Source organism: Tunturiibacter empetritectus (genome assembly GCF_013410875.1).
Lineage (GTDB): Bacteria > Acidobacteriota > Terriglobia > Terriglobales > Acidobacteriaceae > Edaphobacter > Edaphobacter empetritectus.
Genome location: NZ_JACCCU010000001.1, coordinates 483118 through 502376 on the forward strand (window position 1 = coordinate 483118; position 19259 = coordinate 502376).

15 protein-coding genes are annotated in these 19259 nt (G+C 54.7%); 13 read left to right on the forward strand and 2 right to left on the reverse strand.

What is annotated here, in order from left to right; all coding sequences use genetic code 11:
• Positions 1 to 73: 73 nt before the first annotated feature.
• The gene (locus HDF08_RS02040) at positions 74 to 1078 is read left to right on the forward strand and encodes an aldolase (protein ID WP_179636804.1); all 1005 of its coding nucleotides are present in this window, start codon (positions 74 to 76) and stop codon (positions 1076 to 1078) included.
• 244 nt (positions 1079 to 1322) lie between these two features.
• On the opposite strand, the gene HDF08_RS02045 is transcribed toward HDF08_RS02040, so the two are convergent.
• Positions 1323 to 1637 (reverse strand): c-type cytochrome, encoded by a 315-nt coding sequence (locus tag HDF08_RS02045; RefSeq protein WP_179636806.1) that lies wholly within the window; start codon positions 1635 to 1637, stop codon positions 1323 to 1325.
• Positions 1634 to 2632: a hypothetical protein gene (locus HDF08_RS02050; protein WP_179636808.1), complete on the reverse strand. Its 999-nt coding sequence runs from the start codon at positions 2630 to 2632 to the stop codon at positions 1634 to 1636. The genes HDF08_RS02045 and HDF08_RS02050 overlap by 4 nt, the downstream gene beginning before the upstream one ends.
• A gap of 395 nt (positions 2633 to 3027) precedes the next feature.
• Between HDF08_RS02050 and HDF08_RS02055 the strand changes: the two genes are divergently transcribed.
• From HDF08_RS02055 to HDF08_RS02110, 12 genes are all read left to right on the forward strand, one after another.
• Positions 3028 to 4290, forward strand: coding sequence for a nucleotidyltransferase family protein (locus HDF08_RS02055; RefSeq protein WP_218884474.1), 1263 nt, complete (start codon positions 3028 to 3030; stop codon positions 4288 to 4290).
• 508 nt (positions 4291 to 4798) lie between these two features.
• The gene (locus HDF08_RS02060; protein ID WP_257030836.1) at positions 4799 to 7834 is read left to right on the forward strand and encodes an SLBB domain-containing protein; all 3036 of its coding nucleotides are present in this window, start codon (positions 4799 to 4801) and stop codon (positions 7832 to 7834) included.
• Positions 7835 to 7957: 123 nt separating this feature from the next.
• The gene (locus HDF08_RS02065) at positions 7958 to 9289 is read left to right on the forward strand and encodes a Wzz/FepE/Etk N-terminal domain-containing protein (RefSeq protein WP_257030837.1); all 1332 of its coding nucleotides are present in this window, start codon (positions 7958 to 7960) and stop codon (positions 9287 to 9289) included.
• Complete coding sequence (locus tag HDF08_RS02070) at positions 9286 to 10626, forward strand: oligosaccharide flippase family protein (RefSeq protein WP_179636810.1); 1341 nt, start codon at positions 9286 to 9288, stop codon at positions 10624 to 10626. The genes HDF08_RS02065 and HDF08_RS02070 overlap by 4 nt, the downstream gene beginning before the upstream one ends.
• Positions 10623 to 11813 carry a glycosyltransferase family 4 protein gene (locus HDF08_RS02075; RefSeq protein ID WP_179636812.1) on the forward strand — a complete coding sequence of 397 codons (1191 nt, stop codon included), beginning with the start codon at positions 10623 to 10625 and terminating at the stop codon, positions 11811 to 11813. Before HDF08_RS02070 ends, HDF08_RS02075 begins: the two co-directional genes overlap by 4 nt.
• 232 nt (positions 11814 to 12045) lie before the next feature.
• On the forward strand, positions 12046 to 12411 hold the full coding sequence (locus HDF08_RS02080) for a cupredoxin domain-containing protein (protein ID WP_179636814.1): 366 nt from the start codon (positions 12046 to 12048) through the stop codon (positions 12409 to 12411).
• Positions 12412 to 12413: 2 nt separating this feature from the next.
• The gene (locus tag HDF08_RS02085) at positions 12414 to 12884 is read left to right on the forward strand and encodes a c-type cytochrome (protein WP_179636816.1); all 471 of its coding nucleotides are present in this window, start codon (positions 12414 to 12416) and stop codon (positions 12882 to 12884) included.
• 23 nt (positions 12885 to 12907) lie between these two features.
• Positions 12908 to 14194 (forward strand): O-antigen ligase family protein, encoded by a 1287-nt coding sequence (locus HDF08_RS02090; RefSeq protein ID WP_179636818.1) that lies wholly within the window; start codon positions 12908 to 12910, stop codon positions 14192 to 14194.
• A 153-nt stretch (positions 14195 to 14347) separates the two neighbouring features.
• Positions 14348 to 15088: a response regulator transcription factor gene (locus HDF08_RS02095; protein WP_306459656.1), complete on the forward strand. Its 741-nt coding sequence runs from the start codon at positions 14348 to 14350 to the stop codon at positions 15086 to 15088.
• Positions 15089 to 15185: 97 nt separating this feature from the next.
• Entirely contained in the window at positions 15186 to 16952 is a 1767-nt protein-coding gene (locus HDF08_RS02100) for a sensor histidine kinase (protein ID WP_179636820.1), read from the forward strand.
• Positions 16953 to 16995: 43 nt separating this feature from the next.
• Positions 16996 to 18528 carry a hypothetical protein gene (locus HDF08_RS02105; RefSeq protein WP_179636822.1) on the forward strand — a complete coding sequence of 511 codons (1533 nt, stop codon included), beginning with the start codon at positions 16996 to 16998 and terminating at the stop codon, positions 18526 to 18528.
• Positions 18528 to 19253: a hypothetical protein gene (locus HDF08_RS02110; protein ID WP_179636823.1), complete on the forward strand. Its 726-nt coding sequence runs from the start codon at positions 18528 to 18530 to the stop codon at positions 19251 to 19253. Before HDF08_RS02105 ends, HDF08_RS02110 begins: the two co-directional genes overlap by 1 nt.
• Positions 19254 to 19259 lie beyond the last annotated feature (6 nt).

A 19259-nucleotide genomic window follows, 5' to 3' on the forward strand; every position in this document is an offset into this window, starting at 1 on the left:
TCAGCATCTCCTGTGCGCAACTCTTCGGAGCGTCGGATATTTCTCGGCCTCGCAAAGATAAAGGAACCCAAATATGACGATCCAGGAGATCGAACGGGCGTGTGACAACTCACAACTACCGGACTTTTCCAGACCCGAGCTTCCGAAACCCGAACTCACACTGACCAGAAGGTTCTACCCATATGGATTTCCCGTCGAAGTCAGAACAAACTCAGCCGACGTGTTAGAGGTGCTGGAGGGTATTTGGGGCAAATTCGAGCAGCGGTACAACACAACTCCCATCTCTTCCGAAGTGCATTTGGTAACGAGCGATTCTCTCGACTGTCCGCCCCTGCCGGTGTACCGTCTTATGTCGCCATTGTTTATAAGTATCGCGGACAAAGATAACTACAGCATCGTCGATATGGAGCGGAATACCACGCAGATATGTCTATCGGATGCGGCCCTCCATCACAAACTATACGCAGGGTATTACTTCCTCGGAACCCCGGTCTCCTGCATTGCGTCTTGTCACACAACACCGGTACATGCAGGATGCGTGGCACTGAAGGGGCGCGGTGTGCTGCTTTGTGGAGACTCAGGAGCAGGCAAATCTACATTGTCCTACGCATGCGCGCGAAAGGGATGGACGTACGTCTCTGACGACGGAAGTTATCTGTTGAGCGGTGGCAAGGATCGCGTGGTTACAGGCAACTGCCATCAGGTAAGGTTCCGGCCGACCGCGGCAGAGCTGTTTCCGGAGATCGGAGAGCTCAAGATGATGCCACGAGCGGCCGGTAAACCATCCGTAGAGATGCAGACATCAATGATCCCGGGATTGACCTGTGCTCAGGCAACGAAGGTCGACTTCATCGTGTTCTTGAATCGTCGTTCGGAAGGTAGGCAGGGCCTTGTACCCTATCGCAAGGACGTGACGCGCAACTTTATGCGCCAGATGCTATTCGGACCACCAGATACACGCGATCGGCAACATGCGGCTATTGAACAATTGTTGACCGCCGAAGTCTTCGAACTGCGGTACAAGGATCTAAACTGGGCAGTTCATCGGCTGGAGAAGCTGGTTCACGACAGACAGTAGTGGATTTTGCTTTACATCTGAAATGTTAGCCGGGCAAAAAGGAGAGACGCCATCTCTGACCCCCTAGCGATCCCACCAAGCATAAACAACCGGGCAATCCACCTTCGGCGAAGACTTGAAGAACGCAAATCCAGCGCGGGAGGAAGATCATGTTGCAAACCAATCCGGGATTTCAATCGACGCGAAGAACGCACATTTTTCGAAGTCAGGAACGGATCGACTGTCACTGAGATATGTCAGCTATTTAGGGATTTAGAAAGCGAAGGAGCTCTTGTTCATCGTGCTGGCTGAGCGATGCTCGCACCCGCATGTGGCGCACTACCGTGCCCGATATATTGGGCGAGAACCCATCAGGTGCCGTATGGCATCGCGAGCAGTTTTGTGCGAAGATGCGATCGCCCTCATTATGGAGCACCGGCGAGTTTTGTTTCGCGGATGCTTTCTGATCAACGTGTGCGGAGGTCCGCTGATTAGCTTGAGTCTGAGTTTGCGCGGCCATAAACGGCGTAAGAAGCGCAACTAAACCAAAAGCATAGGTGAAGGGATACGGCTGGTTCATTTTTGCTTTCCTTTCCAGGCCGGGAAGAGGAATCGATATACGATTCCAGTCTCCCAGATGTTGACGTTTCCGCTGGAAGAGAACTGCCGCGAATAGCTTGTGAGAATTCTCGTATTGTGCGGTAGGTTATAGTCCAGGCCGAAGTCTGCACGCTGTGAGTTGACTATTGGCAAACTATCGCTCGCTATGCTGTCGATTCGAAACGTCTGCTGAATACGGAAGATAGGCTCCACTCGGCCGATCCAGCTATTAAGTCCCCCGAAGTATGTGGGCCGATAATCAGCTTCCACCCAATAGCCCTGTGCGTGCTGTCCCCGAGCCCACTCTGAACGCAAACGAAAAGCACTATCCTTGGGCTCCCACCAGACATGCGTTCCGTAGAAGTTCTCTTGAGTGCCTTGCAAAAGCCGGCCGTAAGAAAAACCTACCTCCAGACGTTTCGCCGGCAGATACAGGCTCACGCGCCCACCGGAGGAGCGCTTTGAATTGAACTGTTCGTTCCCACTGCGCGCAGAGAAGTATGCAGCATAGTCAATGGAGAAGTTACGCCGTGAGATTGCGGATCCTCGCACCTGACCGCCGAGACCAACTCCTGTGGTCATAACTCCTAGTGTCTGGATCAATGGTCCATCCTGAAGATTATTAATCCAGATTGGAGATAGCCGTTCGTTGTAGGTTCCGAATGGGGTCAAGAAACTCCCGCCCACTACGGTCACATGCGAAGAAGCAATGTAATCGCCCTGAAGGTAGGTCAACCCAATGAAATGACTATGGTCGTAGCCGGACTGACCGTCAGCCTTGGGTGTAAAGTCCTCGAGCAGTGCCGCTCGAGACTCGATGAAAAAGTGATCTCCGATTGGTGCGGCTAACAAGGGCGAAACGATCGGCAAATAGGTGGTACTGCCCGCAGTGGTGTTTGTGAAGAACCCAACACCGCCGGAGATTAGCGGTGTGTCCTGGGCTTTGCCGTACTGTGTAGCGAAGAGTACGGCCACGCCGAATAGGAGCAGTCTCGCAGACCATCGTGATTTGAAAAAGCGGAAATCTCGTCTGGGGCACGGCATAAATGCAACTGTAGTTACGTCTCCAGCCGGATGTGTCTCAGGCTCGTATGTCCTTTGTCAAAGGTTTGTCATTCACCATCAAGCGAAATCTTCTGGTGTACCACCCCGGGATAGTGGCCCAACGGCTCAACCTTCTACGTGTGCGCATTCACTGATCTGTATGCTCGGCAATCGTCGATTGGCGCGAGGGGAAAATGACAATTGGTTTACAGCCCTATGACAAACGTCCCTAGAATCTTTCCTACAGTTGAAGTCACCAATGCAGGTTGGCGAGCAGCTCACGGCGTCGCGGAACGGCTTGGTATTTGTCTTGGTTCCGAGTCCGCATGAAATTTGAAGCGATAAAAGATTCTCTGAGCGCCGAACAACAAATCAGGCATGCGGTGCTGTTGACCTTCTGCGACCCGCCTCCTTCCCAGTGTTCGCTACTGCGGCATATCTCCTATAAGGATTGGAAGAAGCTGCTGCATTGGCTGGATACCAGTGGTCTTGCACTGTATTTTCTCGACCGGATGCTGGCGTTGCAACGATCCGAAATGCTACCGCCATTGGTACTGGAACGTCTGCAGCAGAATCTCCATGACAACATTGCCCGCACTCAGAGCATGGCGGCCGAATCAAATACGATTCACAGTGAGTTTCAGCACGCACACCTCTCGTATGCATCCCTTAAAGGATTTTCGCTCTGGCCACTTTCGGCGCCAAAGCCGTGGCTGCGATCGCAACTAGACTTGGATTTCTTAGTAGCGGAGGATCATATACCAGAGGCGCGCCGGATCTTGGAACAACGAGGCTATTACCTCCACGCGGTCAGCGGCAAGAGCTGGGAATTCAAGACGCCCCATGCTCCGGGCAGGTCCGTGAAGGATTTATACAAACCTCTTCCGTTGAGTTGCATAGAGCTACACGCTGAAACAAGCGATCAGAGCTACCCCTCAGTGCTCGCGCGAAAACATGAACTCGACTTCAATGATGTCTCCATTCCGGTGCTTTCTCGCAGCGATCTTTTCGTAGGGCAGGGGTTGCACCTGTTCAAGCATGTAGCCAGCGAGTTTTCACGGACTGCACACCTCGTCGAATTCTACCGGCATGTGCTCGCTCGTCATCACGATGACCTCTTCTGGGAAGAAGTCCAGGCTGCAGCTGAGGAGAATCCAAAAGCGGCTTTGGCACTCGGGGTCATTACTATGTTGACTACTCAGGTTATGGGTAATTTCGCTCCTGAGACACTGACAAACTGGACGGTTACTCACGTTCCGGCTCGCGTACGGTCCTGGGTAAGACTGTATGGATGCAAGTCTGTTCTTGCTAGCTTTCCGGGCAGCAAACTTTACCTGTTGCTCCAGAGAGAGCTTGAACGCGAAGGTATGCCCTCGAAGCGGTCGCTCCGAAAATCACTGCTACCGCGGAGTTTGCCGCCCGCGATTGCCCATACGCCTCCGAACGAGACAGTTCCGGAGCGGATCAGACGATACTTTATGCAAGTTAGTTTTGTATGTTTCCGCCTGCGCTTTCACGTATTTGAAGGTCTCCGCTATCTCTGCGAGTCGGTCAAATGGCGTCAGGGAACCCGTCGACTTGCACTTTGAATTGAGGTTCCACCTCGCTTCATGTTGGCAGCGGCTCATTTGTATTCAAACAAGCTCGACAGGGCGGAATAGGCAATCTATGCCAAGTCCTATTTGCCTGAAGCCCCGTTTTGCTGTTGGTGTAAAGACTCAAGGCGCGTGCTCAACTTTCTTGAGTTCAATCGCGCGCGCATGACATCGCAGTTGTGCTACTTCGCTAGGGTCTATGGTGCACACCGGGATTAATTCAGTGAGCCGGTATTTCACTGGTCTAAGCCACATCTCTGAGGCAACGCACGTATGTGACCGTCATTATCCATCTCTCCGTCTGTTTTTCTGTCGCAAGCCCCCGCATCCTGAACAGCAAGTCTGATCGGCCATCGAGCCATAAGCTGTGAAGATTGTCAATCGGCGCAAGGATAGACGCTGCAAGCCCCATCTCGCGCAGACAAGAGATTGACATTTGCCTTACGAAGGCATGACACCGCAGCGGTTCGAGTTCTTTACGTTGAGAGACGAAGAGAAACCTATGCTGATATCTTCCAGGCCATTCCGCATTCTCAAGCCAATTCGAATCATACCCTCGCTTGAGACTGCCTCCCGCTGTCGTATGTCGCGTTCGCACGCGGTTGCGGCAAGCGGCTTGTTGGCAATTACGGCGATGCTGGGTCAGTCTTCACGAGCGCAAGGAGTGTTCTCACCTCCTCAGACTACGACCCAATCTCCCTCAACTCCAGGCCCAGGTCTAGGAGCTACGGAGCAATCCCAAAGTGACGGATCGCAGGACGATAAAAGCAGCTCCTCAAGCACCCTCGCCGTTCCGGCTACCCTTTCCTCGAATCAAATCATCCATATCCTGCAGCAGAATCCCGATCTGGTCGTGGAGTTGAAGTCCCAGGTAGCCGATCACCTCCAACAGCAGGGGACGCCTATCGACGCCAACGATATCTCCGACCAGATGCTCTACAGCCAGATCGCAACAAACGGCGATCTGCGCGCGAACATCACGATGTTTCTTCGCGCAAGAGGGTACGTTTCGCAGGACGATCTCCAAAGTTTGGGCTCCAATTCAAATATCGGAACCGCGGAAGGCAGTGACCTGACCGGCCAAGAAAGCACTGGACTATCAGGTCAGTCTCCTGCGTTGGCTGGAAGTGATACTGCCAGACTTGCCGCAGCTGATCTCTCTTCGCCCGATCAAATCGAGGCTTCTGGTCGCGCAGCTCAGTTGGTAGGCTCGGCCGCCAATCAATCTTCCAACGAACCGATGCGTGGCCGTGAACCGGTGAATGGCTCCACTGACCCACCAAAGGTTCTGCGGCAGCCTGCTCCTTATAATCTGCAATCGATGCGTGATTTATATACGCAGATCCCCGAACAGACTCTCCCGCTCAAGCGCTTCGGTTCAGATGTATTTGTCAACCGCAACGTCTCCGCAATGGCTCGTGGCGGGGCTGGTCGGGACACCCCTCTGGACGTGCCACTGGGTCCCGACTACGTGATCGGCGCAGGTGACACACTCACGATCAACATGTGGGGTGGCATGACACAGAGTGTGAATCGAGTTATCGACCGCGACGGACGCATTTTGTTGCCTGAGGCGGGTTCGCTGGACTTGGCCGGGCTTTCGCTCGATCGCGCGGAGAGCCTGATTGACAGCGCACTTAAGAAACAATATCGAGATGTTAAGGTGACCGTGACCGTGTCGCGTCTTCGCTCCGTGCGAGTGTACGTTGTTGGCGATGTCCAGCGGCCCGGCGGGTATGACATCAGTTCTCTGGCAACTCCGTTAAGTGCACTCTATCTCGCGGGTGGCCCTACCGCGGCCGGGTCCCTTCGGATGGTGCGCCATCTCCGTGGAGAGCAGCTTGTTGAGAATATAGATCTTTACGACTTTCTGCTGCATGGAGTCCGCGCAAAGGGCGCCCGCTTCGAGAGCGGTGACACCTTGCTGATATCACCTATAGGACCACAGGTTGCCGTCGCAGGCGCGGTCAAGCGGCCCGCGATCTATGAATTGAAGCCCGGCGAATCGACGTTGGACCTCGCAATCAGCGATGCCGGAGGTCTTACTGCGGCAGCGTCTCTTGGAAACATCACGATCGAAAGAATCGATATCAATCGACAACGCGAGACAGTCACACTTAAGACCTCTGCGACCGGAGCTGCTGACGCCGACCGTGCCACCATTGCGGCGTTCCAGATCCGGGATGGTGATCGTATTCGGATTGCACCCATTCTGCCCTATAGTCAACGAGCGATTTATCTTGAGGGGCACGTCGTTCGCCCAGGCAGGCGTTCGTACAGTGACGGCATGCGTCTCAGTGACGTTCTGCACAGTTACCAAGACTTGCTGCCGGAGCCGTCGCCTGTAGGGGAGATTATCCGCCTCGTCCCACCGGATCTCCACGCAGAGACCATCAACTTCAATGTGCCGAATGTGCTCATCGGGAACAGCAATCTCGACCTTCAGACATTCGATACGATTCGCATTCTGGGTCGATACCAAGCGGATGCCCCAAAGGTGACGATCCAGGGCGAGGTACTGCGACCATCTACTTACCCATTGTCCGATGGCATGACGGCTGCACAACTCGTCCGTATGGCCGGTGGATTCAAACGCGACGCCATGCTCGATGAGGCAGATCTGACAAGCTACGGCGTGGCAAACGGAACTCGAGTCACGGGAAACTTGGTTACTGTTCACATCGGTACGGCCGTTGCGGGGACGGAGCCGAAAGCAGACGTTCTGCTCAAACCGGGAGACATCCTAACCATCCACCAGATCACCGGATGGAATGAAATCGGTCAGTCGGTACAGATCGAAGGACAGGTCGCTTATCCCGGCACGTATGGATTTCGAGAAGGAGAGCGCCTCAGCTCTGTGCTGCGACGCGCTGGTGGATTCCGCGAAACGGCATATCCAGCAGGTGCAGTACTTGTTCGTGATCAGGTGCGCGAACTCGAACAGAAGAGCCGCGAAGAACTTATTCGACAAATTGAGACGAGCTCGGCTTCGGCACGTCTTTCACCGAATCTGGGTGCAGGCGACTCCGGGGCAACGCTGAAATTGATCCAGGCGCAACAGGATCAGGTATTAGCCCGCTTGAAGAGTGAGCCACCAACAGGCCGCCTTGTCGTCCACATCTCGTCGGACATCGATATTTGGGCGAACACCTCTATCGACATCGAAATGCGTCGCGGCGACGTCTTGACGATTCCTAAACGTCCCGGGTTTGTTCTGATTACCGGTCAGGTATACAACGCCACGGCACTGACCTTTGCACCTGGCAAAACTGCGAGCTGGTATCTGCAGCATGCGGGCGGTACGAGTGATACGGCGAACCGAAGGGAGATCTTCGTGATCCGCGCCAATGGCTCGGTCATTGGTCGACATTCGGGCGGCCTGTTCGATCCTTCTGTCCTCTCCACAAAGCTTGGCCCCGGCGACGTTGTGGTTGTACCGCAGAAAGTGATTGGGGCCTCCCTCTTCTGGAAAAATCTCCTCACTGCTGCACAACTCGCGTCGTCGATTGCCATAACCGCAGCCGTAGCGAATATCTAAGGTCGCTGTGGTTGCACCACTCCGCGTACTGGACCCTGACACTCCTATGCCGAACGGGACGCTTCAATGCAAGACCAATCCGGGCAGTAAGCAACAACACCGCTCCCTGCCGAGGTCCAGGATATGAGCGAAAGTGTTATGACCCCGTACGTCGAATCCGCTGCGAAGTTAGCAGCTTCAGCGCCTACGGATTGGCCTAGTCGCGCAAGACTCCTTTGGCAAAGCCGCCGGACGCTTGCGCGTGTCACGGCCGTTGCGCTCGTAGCAAGCCTCACCATCGCATTCCTGATTCCCAAGCGTTACAAGTCCATTGCGAGCATAATGCCTCCCGACCAACAGGGCTCAGGTGCGATGCTGCTGGCTGCGTTGGCTGGACACTCTGGTAGTTTGGGCAGCCTCGGTAGTCTGGGAAGCATTGCCGGCGGCTTGCTCGGTGGGCACACCAGCACTGCACTCTACGAGAGCCTGCTGGAAAGTGGGACTGTCCGGGGAGGTCTCATCGATCGCTTCGATCTGCAAAAAGTCTACCGGTCGCGTTACCGCTTTACCGCTGCGAAACACCTGGCGAATATGACGAAGATCACGGACGACAAGAAGAGTGGCGTGATCACCATTGCGGTGCAAGACAGCGACCCGGTGCGGGCGCGTGATATGGCCCAGGCCTATCTGGATGAATTGAATAATTTACTGACGCGAACGAGCTCGTCCTCCGCCCGGCAGGAACGCATCTTCATCGAGAGCCGCCTTCACTCGGTAGGGGCGGATCTCGAACAGGCCCAGCTTGAGTTGAGCGAATTCTCTAGCAGGAACAGCACGATCGACATCAAAGAGCAGACACGTGGACTGGTCGAAGCAGGAGCAAGAGTGCAAGGTGAGTTGCTGGTTGAGCAATCTGGCCTTCAATCACTGCGTCAGATCTACGGTGATGGAAATGTGCGGGTTCGTGAGACCGAAGCGCGAATCGCGTCGCTGCAGCGAGATCTGCAGAAGATGACTGGGACTTCTGCCCCGCTGACTATAGGCGACGCTACCGGCAGCCACGCCTCGACGAACCCCAGCGATCAGGGGGAACTGTATCCGCCGCTGAGACAGCTTCCCCGTCTCGCCGTTCCGTATGCCAACCTGTACCGCCGCGTACGAGTGCAGGAGGCAGTATTCGAGCTGCTCACACAGCAATACGAGCTGGCTCGCATCGAAGAGGCGAAAATCATTCCAGTTGTGTCAGTCATTGATCCTCCGGGAATACCAGAGAAGAAGTATTTTCCGCCTCGTCTCTTGCTGACCCTATTGGGTACCTTCCTCGCGTTTGCGGCCACTTCAGCAATGATCGTGGTTCGTGAACACTGGCGTGCAGCCGACAGCCGCGACCCGCGTAAAGAACTGGCGATTGAGGTTTTATCGTGGATACGCAAACGCCTTTTCCGGGTATCCCGACAGGGGCATGTTGCCGAATGAAAAAACATCTCGTCAACGCAGTCTATGGAGTTCTCGACTACGGCTCATATCCGTTCGGGATGTTGCTGGTTGCGCCCATTGTGCTGCACAAACTCGGTGCGGCAGAGTATGGGATTTGGATGATCTCAACGGCGGTCGTCAGCGCTGGAGGCATCATCGCCTCGGGATTCTGTGACGCCAACATTCAGCGGGTTGCCATACTTCGAGGAATAGGCGCAACTGATTCGATGGTGAACTCTGTACGCAGCATGCTGGGCATCAATCTGGTGCTTGGCATTACGTTAACGGTTGCCTCCTGGATTGCCGCGTCGTATGCTGCGCGTCATATCACGGTCGCATCTTTCACTCCGGTTCAGGAGTGCCTGATTTGCCTCCGCATAGCAAGCCTGCTGATCCTGGTCCGCGCTATCGAAAGTGTAAGTGTAAGCACGCAGCGCGCATTTGAACAATATCGCGATGCAGTGCAGGTAAGCGTCGCGGTTAGACTCTTGACGCTCACTGCGGCAGCTCTACTCGTCCAATCTGGCCACAGTGTCATCTCCATTCTGACAGGCACCGCTGCCTTCCTTATCTCGGGGACGTACCTTCAGTTTCGTCAACTCTGGCGGCTTCTCGGCAGGCCCTCCTTGTTGCCTGCCTTTCATCCTGGTGAGACGCGATCGCTGCTGCGTCTCGGCATCTTCGCTTGGGTGCAGGCTCTGGGTGGCATTATCTTTGGACAGCTAGACCGACTGTTGCTTGGTGTCTATTTGGGTGCGGTGGCCCTCGCCCCTTACGCGCTGTGCATACAGTTTGCGCAGCCCGTCTTTGGGCTAGCTGCATCAGGACTCCACTTTTTGTTCCCCTATATCTCTGGACGCGCGGCTACAGTCTCCCGCGAAGTGTTGAAGCGCACAGTGTTGAAGGCATTCGCATGCAATTTGCTGCTTGTTTCTGGTAGTGCGGCCATGCTACTTAGCTTCGGACCCAGGTTGATCAGGATCTGGGCAGGAGGGGCAGTGGCACAAAGCGCCGCCGCTATCCTTCCTCCGATTGTGATCGGTTCGGCCCTTATGGGTCTGGGGGTGACTGGCATCTATGCCATGCAGGCTCTGGGGCTATTTCGCATGGCGGCCTGCATCAGCCTTGGAGGCAGGGCAGTCATGTTGGTTGTGATGATCTACCTGCTGCGCCATATGGGGATTGAAGGATTGGCAATTTCGCGAGTCGGATATGGCTCAATTGCACTATTGGTGTATCTGCCTCTCGGCTATCAGCTAGGGATAGTACGCAAGAAGACGGTAAGGGCTTCATCTCTCGCAACAGCCTGCGAACTTCATGAAGGGCCTCGTCTATGAAAATTCTCGTCGTCGCCGCCTCCTACTCGGCTAACATCTCTGGCCTTCAACGCCATGCCTTCAATATGGTGCGCTGTCTACTGCTTAATCCAGATATCACGGCGGTACACCTGGTCCTGGCCCCATGGCAGCGAAAGATGGCCGCGTCGGCCGGACTGGGTTCGGACCCGCGCCTTGCAATCCATTTTGAAGAGATGGACCGAGGAACCCTCGCGCGAAACCTGTGGTACTACAGGAAGCTTCCACAGCTCGTCTCCCGATTGAAACCCGATCTGGTTCATCTCACTTATCCGATGCCGGTCGATGCAGAGGCGATCCGATGTCCGACGGTGCTGACCTTGCACGATCTTTATCCGTACGAGATACCGAGAAACTTCGGGCTGCATAAAGTCCTTTTCAATCGAGTGATCTTGCAGCACTGCCTCAACTCCGTTGATGCGATTGCCTGTGTCTCCGAGACGACGATGAATCGGCTGAAGCAGTATGCCTCGACCAAGACTTATCAAAAAGCGACCCGCCTCTATAACTGCGTTGAGCCCGAACCCTTTTGTGCAACGCGATCTCCGCTTCCAGGGTGGCAGGGTGAGCCTTTTCTGCTTAGCGTTGCTCAGCATAGGCGGAACAAGAACATCCCTCTGCTCATTCGTGCATTCGATCGCTTGTTGCAGCAAGAGCAGATACACCCGGCGACGAAGCTGGTCGTGATCGGAATCAAAGGACCGGAAACTCATCTCATCGAAACACTGGTGTCTCGGCGTGGTCTGCACAAAAGTGTGATCTTCCTGGAAGGACTGGAAGAGATGGAATTGCAATGGTGCTACTCGTGTTCTGAGGCCGTCGTGCTGCCGTCAGTGACAGAAGGTTTCGGCCTGCCTGTCGTGGAGGCGCTTCTCGCCGGCTGCCGCGTGGTCTGTTCAGACATCCCTGCGTTCCGCGAGGTCGGCGACCGCCATTGCCGGTTCATCGAGCTGCGAGAAGATGCCGAGGAGGCTCTCGCGACGGGGATCAGAGCAACATTGGATAATCCAGCCAAAGAGCCCATGTCGCTTCCGCACCTCTCGGCAGAAGTTCTTGCGAACGAGTACGCGAGACTTTATCGCGACTTGATACCCGCCGCCTCGATAGCAAAAAGTATGACCCGCAACTCTTCAATCCAACTGGTGGCCCCAGAAAGACAGTCCCTATGAGAGAAGAAGACACGCCCCGGCCTTGGTTAACGTGGGCTGACGACGCGCGATTGGGTCTAATGAGACTAGACAGAATTTTGACAATTGACTAACTGACACATGACAACTTGAGGCGATTAATTCTCTACGGTATGAAGAGCGCTGAGATATTTCGCACAAGCAAGCAGGCATGTTACGCGATTGACAATTGCGCCCGGCTTCCACCCAAACGAATGTAGCTAGAGGAGAGTATATGAAGAGAAATGAAACGTTGATGGGCGCCTTGGCCGCAGGTTTAATAACAATCGGCTTCCCGGGCCACGTGGTCAAGGCGCAGGGAGCACCGCGTCAAGTGGAAGTTACCGCCAAGCGTTTTGCGTATGCTCCGGGTGAGATCACTCTAAAAAAGGGACAGCCCGTTGTACTAATCATCAAGAGCGAAGATGTAGCTCATGGCCTCCGCTTTCGTGAACTTAACCTGAATGCTAAGGTCGACAAAGGTGGATCGGCCCAGTTGAGTTTCATCCCGGATAAAACCGGCGACTTCGTAGGGCATTGCTCTGTGTTTTGCGGATCTGGTCATGGTGCGATGAGCTTGACATTGCATGTGGTGGAGTAGTCATGCGGCTGCCTGCCGGAGTAATTCTCGCAGCGTTCGCGGCAGCGTTGACTGGATGTAAGGTGAGCCCTCCAGGCAAGATCGAGAGGGCGACTGTCACCTTCGTCAAGCATCACATCTTCATCGGCAACAAGAGTCAAAAAAATCCACTGGAGCCTAACGCTGCAACCTGGGCGGATGGCAAAGAGGCGTTCTCGCATTATTGCGTCGCTTGCCACGGCATGGATGGACAGAACACTGGAGTTCCATTTGCGGATCACATCTCACCACCCATCCCCTCCTTGACTTCAGATGAGGTCCAGCGATACTCGGATGGCCAGCTCAAAGAGATTCTCGACAATGGAATCTGGCCGTCAGGTATGCCTGGTTCTAAGGGAACACTTAGCGATGATGAGCTTTGGGCGATCGTAGTGTTCATTCGGCATCTACCGCCAGCCGGGAGCCAAGGCATTCCAGAGATGTACAACCACTAAGTCTTCAACGAGACAAGTGAACAATGGCAACCATCAGTAACTCGACCATCGCGCTACAACCACAAGTGTCGAAGTACTCAGCTTCGGCATTTTGCGTCGGGTTCTATTTTGCAATCCGCGTTGTTACGACTGTCTTCCTTGTCCGTATCCTGGGTACGGATCCGCAAGTGGGTGCAGCAACAGACCTGACTCTTAATTTCCTGCTGTTGGGCTTCATCTGGCTATCGACACTGGGAACAAGGAGTCACGATTCCGCCTCCGTACTGACGCTTGCGCAGATTCGATGGGTTCTCATCTTTCTCGGATTTTCAGGGTGCAGTCTGCTGTGGAGTGAAACAGCGTCGCCATTGGCGTCGGCTGCATACTGGTGCGGCACCGTATCTGATGTCGTAATGATTATCTTACTGCTGCGCAATCGATCTGGAGTTGAGGCAGCGGAAGGGCTGATGACGGGTTTTGTATGGGGCTGCTGCTGCATCGCCTTAGTCGCCTGGGTGATGCCGGCTCAATTTGATATGCGTCTTGGAGATGAAGACTATCTCAATGGCAACACAATCGGAAATCTCTGTGCTTTTGCCATCTTTTTTTCTCAATATCTCTCGAGGTCTAGAAAAGCCCGTTGGGGACTCGCGATCTTCTTCCTTGCGATTACACTTGTCCGCAGTCTCAGCAAGACAGCCATTGTCGCGTTTCTGATCAGCGAAGGTTATCTCATCATCCAGGACCGGGCCATGAATCGTCGGACAAAGATATACCTGACGGTCGGGGTAGTGGTAGTCGTCCTCGCCTTCTGGGGCCTCTTTGAGGCGTATTACGACTTCTACACATCCTATGGTAATCAGTCAGAGACTCTGACGGGGCGCACCGCGATCTGGGCCTATGTGACCAATGCGGCACTTGAAAAACCTTGGATCGGCCATGGCTTCGATTCCATGTGGAAAGTAGTTCCTGCCTTCGGAACCTTCGAGGCGCGGCACGCCGAGGACGAAGTGTTAGAGCAACTCTATTCGTACGGAATCGTCGGCTTAGTCATACTCTGTGGCGTATATGGAGATTTATATCGGAAGGTTCGCAAACTCAACGAAGGTCCGCTCCGGATCATCTTCGTCGGGATGCTGATGTTTGTCCTTGTCCGAGGTTTTGCAGAGGCCGAACCCTTTGATCTCTTGTTTCCTCTATGGGCTATCGTCTTAGTTACTTCGCTCGTTACTCGGGATGCTGTAGCCGGGCATCGTATACAGCCTCGTCTGTTGCCATTAATGCGAGTGTACGACCCCGAATTTGAGTCCATCGCTGACAGCGCAATCTAAAGGAGTAGGGAAACGGCCGGGCGGGGTTACTAAACAGCCAGTTGCAGAGCTAGAATTCACCACCGGAATTGTCATCTGTTTGTCATTTGTGCCGATCGAAGCCTCAATTCCTAACACCAGTCGACGAGAATAAACTAGAGAGGTCCGGAAATTATGATCATGGAAGCGGATTTTGTGAAAGACAGCATCGAACTCGAATCGACGCATTCAGTCAGTCTCGGAACAATCCTGATCATTGAAGATGATCCGCGCATGCAAAAAGTCCTTCGCCGGATCTTCGCTGAAGAACACTACACCGTGCTCGTTGCAGGAGATGGTCAGACCGGGCTGAATTTGTTCCGCACGGAGCGGCCCGTGGCGGTAGTCCTTGATTTAATACTGCCTGGCATTCCTGGCCGCGAACTTTGCCAGAAGTTCAAGTCGATCTCCAGCGAAACTCCGATCATCGTGCTTAGCGCGATTAGCGAAGTAGTGGACAAGGTCTTGCTGCTGGAACTGGGGGCTGACGACTATGTTACAAAACCGTTCAGTCCACGCGAACTGACGGCCCGCATTCAAGCGGCTATCCGAAGGCAGCGCAAACCCGCCCGCGCAGAGATCTTCCGCTTCGCCGACTGCGAAATCGACTTCAAGAGTATGACCGCACGGCGTAGCGGAGTGCCTGTTAGTCTCACGGCACACGAGTTCAAGCTGCTTAAATACTTTACTGAAAACATTGACCGTGTCCTTACCCGAGAACTCCTGTTGAATGAGGTGTGGGGTTATAACTCCTACCCCACAACGCGGACAGTTGATAATCAGATATTGAAACTGCGTCAAAAGCTGGAAACCAACCCGGCCGATCCAAAACATATCCTCACTATCTATGGGGCAGGATATAAATTTGTTCCATGAGTATTCCCAGTCAAGGCCGGCTGCCCAAATGACCAACGAGTTAGTAGGCCTCAACGAGAAGCCGGGGATTCGGACACACATCCTGTTGGTCGTTGCCATGGCGTTGGTAATTGCAGTTGTTACGGGTTCGTCGCTGTTACTCATCCGCCATCGCTTGCGCGTCGAAGTTACAGAGGAGCTGTCCCAGGACCTGACTCACTCTGTCACCACATTCCAAAACCTGCAGGCAGAGCGCGTAGCAGCTTTGGAGCGTGAGAACTCGCTCCTTGCCCAACTGCCAACTTTGAAGGCGCTGATGACCAGCGGCGACGACCTCACCATTCAGGATGGCGCTACCGAATTTTGGCGGCTTAGCGGAAACGATCTGTTCGCGTTGATGGACCCCAGCGGACGTGTGGTCGCTGTCTATAGAAAGCACGCGGCTCCTGATGCGACCCTGGTCCGTGGGCTGCAGACCTTGACCACCTCACCGGATAAGCGTTACCTGATTGACGGCCGAGGGCTTTACGTCTGTTCTCTGCAGCCTCTTTACTTTGGTGGCGACGGCGATGGCACACTGCTTGGCTATGTCGTAAGCGGTGTGTCCATCGAACCGACCGTGCGTCAGATCAGCCGGCCCACTGGCGCTGAGGCTACATTCCTGAACGGTGGCGAAGTGGTAGCCAGTACGCTGAGTTCATCAGCACAGGCTAGCCTGACAGCCGAACCGCTGTTGAGGTCCAACATGATGCCGACTCCTGCCGTGTTGAACCTTGGAGGAACCCGTTTTCTCGCCGATACCGAGGATCTCACAGCTGCGGCAACTGCCCCGCTTAAATTGGTTGTATTGAGATCCTTTGAGGAAGCGGACCGGTCGATCCACCGGATCGATCAGATTGTGCTGAGTGCGGGGCTTCTGGCGTTTCTCCTGGGCACCCCTTTGATGATTGTTCTCTCACGCTTTGTGACTCGTCCGCTTGAAGAGCTTTCGCGGAGTGTGATCGCATTTGGTGTGGGGGATGGAGCATATCGTATCCCTAAATATGGAACGCAGGAGGTTCGCCAGCTGAGTACAGCCTTCTCAGGCATGCGGAAAGAGATTCAACAGAAGAGCAGGGAACTGCTGGAGTCTGAGCGTTTGGCGACGATCGGCCGCATGGCGAGTTCGGTCTCACATGACCTCCGGCACTACTTGGCTGCGATCTATGCCAACTCGGAGTTTTTGGCCTCACGTCAGCTTTCAGAGCAGGAACGTGCGGAGATATTCGCAGACGTTCGTGCAGCCGTGCACGGCACCACCGATATGATCGAGTCGCTTCTCATCTTCAGCCGCAACGGTGCTGCCATGAAGCGTTCTCCAGAGATAATGGCTACCCTGCTCGAACGAGCTGCCGCGGTGGTCCGTGCGCATCCGGATTCGGAGCACGTTTCATTGAAGTTGCAATATGGTGATCCCGCGAAGACCACAATCGCGGCCGACGGAAAGCAAATCGAACGTGCACTTTGCAATCTCTTACTCAACGCCTGCCAGGCCACGCGGCCGGCCGAGCGGGAGCGTAAAGTGATGTTGACCCTTGAGGTCCACGAAACTCAGATGTTTATCCACATTATCGATAATGGAGAGGGAATCCCGGACGCCATTCGTAACAGCTTGTTCGAACCTTTTGTGAGTGAGGGAAAACAGAAGGGCACAGGTCTCGGTCTCACGCTCGCTAACTGCATTGCTATTGAGCACGGAGGAGAGGTCGTTCTTCTCAAAAGCCGCCCTGGTGAAACTGTCTTTCAGATGAGGTTGTCGCGCGGGCTTCTAATCCCTGACGTGACGGCTCTTCCGGAAGCGAATCCGCAAAATCAGGTTATCGAACATGAGAATATACGGTCCTAGCAGAACTTGTCGTTTCTTGAGTTCTCTTCGCAGCCTATCGTGGATGTCGTTACTGGCTTTATCCTGCGGACTCTTCGCCCGTGGTGCGTATGCGCAGAACGCAACGCCGCCGGATTTGTCGGATCAGCTCCAGAGGTTGACGGAAGCGATGGCGCGAACCCAGGCTCAGGTCGAGCAGTCGCAACGCGAACTGGATGAGATGCGCCGACAAATGAGTGCTCTGCAGGCACTCATGGCAAAGTCCGGTTCCTCAGCGAATGTTACGTCCCCGCCTGCAGCCACCCCAGAGGCAACTTCGTCAACTTCACAGCCGCCATCAACGACTGCCAGCGTCGATATCGATGAAATTCGCGAACGTCAAGCAATAGACGAGGCGCAGATCAAAACTCAAGATCAGACAAAGGTAGAGAGCGAATCAAAGTATCCCGTAAAAGTAACTGGACTGTTACTGCTCAACGGATTCGTCAATACCAGACAAGTGGACGCAGCGCCTACGCCCACAGTCGCGGTCTCTGGACCGGGCAGCAGTGGCGCGTCGTTACGTCAGACTGTTCTCGGTATCGCGGCTCGCGGCCCGCATCTCTTCGGTGCTCGAAGCTACGCAGATCTGAGCGTGGATTTTGACGGCAACCCGTCGTCCGTCAGCACCACAACCAACTACGCCGGCTACGACGCATCCAACGCTACACTATTACGGCTGCGGACAGCTCATGCGGGTCTGCAATGGGAACACACCCAGGCGTACTTTTCGTTGGATCGCCCTATCTTCAGCCCGGATACGCCAACCTCATTGACTGCGGTGGCGGAGCCTTCGCTCGCCTGGTCCGGTAACCTTTGGACGTGGAATCCGCAGCTCGGTGTCACGCAGGACCTTCCCGTTGGTTCTCACACGGTTCGTCTGCAGGGAGCTCTGGTCGATGTCGGGGATGCCCCATGGCCTGCCCCGCCAATCTCTATGGCGATTGGCGGGACCTCCGCAACCACCGCACAACAGAGCCGTTGGCCGGGTGCGGAGGCCCGTGTCGCGCTGCTTGGGTCGAAACTGGATGATGGCAGCCATCTCGGCTTCGGGGGATACTTCGCTCCTCATCTCAGTCCGTTCGGAAAACGCTTCGACGCTTGGGCCGGAACGCTCGATGCAAAATTGCTTCTGCCGTTCCGCCTCGCATTCAGCGGCAGCTTCTACCGCGGAGAGGCACTGGGCGGACTTGGAGGCGGAGCCTTTAAAGATTTCACCTATATCGCCGGTTCAATTCCCGGTGAATATTACTCCCGTCCGCTCGATGACGTCGGAGGGTGGGCACAACTGAAAGAGAAGCTCAGTGAACGGCTGGAATTCAACGCTGCGTTCGGGCTCGACAACGTCTTCTCGAAAGAGCTGCGGCCATACGCCATCACAGGCGGAAGTATCTATCAGAACCTCGCAAGAAACCGGACATACACCGGCAACATCCTCTATAGCCCAAGCGCTTACCTGCTCTTCTCTCTCGAGTATCGTCGTCTTGAGAGTTCACCTGTCAATGGCTTGACTGCCGGCAGCAACATCATCGGTGTCGGCGCGGGATATAGGTTCTGATGGCGAGAACACATCTCCGAAGATGGCTGGTCTGCTGCGTGAGTTTGGCGTCTTGCCTGATCTATGCCCAATCCAACTCCTCGCCGAATCCTGTGGGCGAGTTGCGACTGCGCGCCGTATCGACTCAGTCCGCGAAGCATCATCCCGCGCCAGCGGTCATCTGGCTGGAGCCGATCGGGGCTACACCAGCCCTTAGCTTCCGGCCCCACGGTCGCTATACTCTGCTTCAAAAGAATCGAACTTTCATCCCGCATCTGCAGGTCATTCCGGTTGGCACGTCAGTTCAATTCCCCAACGCCGATCCCTTCTTCCACAACGTCTTCTCGCTATTCGATGGAAAACGTTTTGATCTAGGTCTCTACGAAGCCGGCTCGAGCAAATCTGTGATCTTCTCTCGAGAGGGCGTGTCCTATATCTTCTGCAACATCCATCCGGAGATGAGCGCGGTCGTACTGGCACTATCCACACCCCTGTACGCGATCGCTGACGCAAACGACGCGTTCGTCCTGCCCAATATTCCCCCGGGCGACTACATCCTCCATCTGTGGGTAGAAGGCCTGCCGCAAACCACCGCCGATCAGCTGACGCAACGCTTGCATCTGACGGGACAAAATGTCGACCTGGGCGTTGTAACTATTCCTGCCAAGGCTGGCGCAAGCGATACGCATTCAAATAAGTACGGCAACCCCTATGATCCCATTCCTAAGTCACCCTACGAGCACTAAACTCAA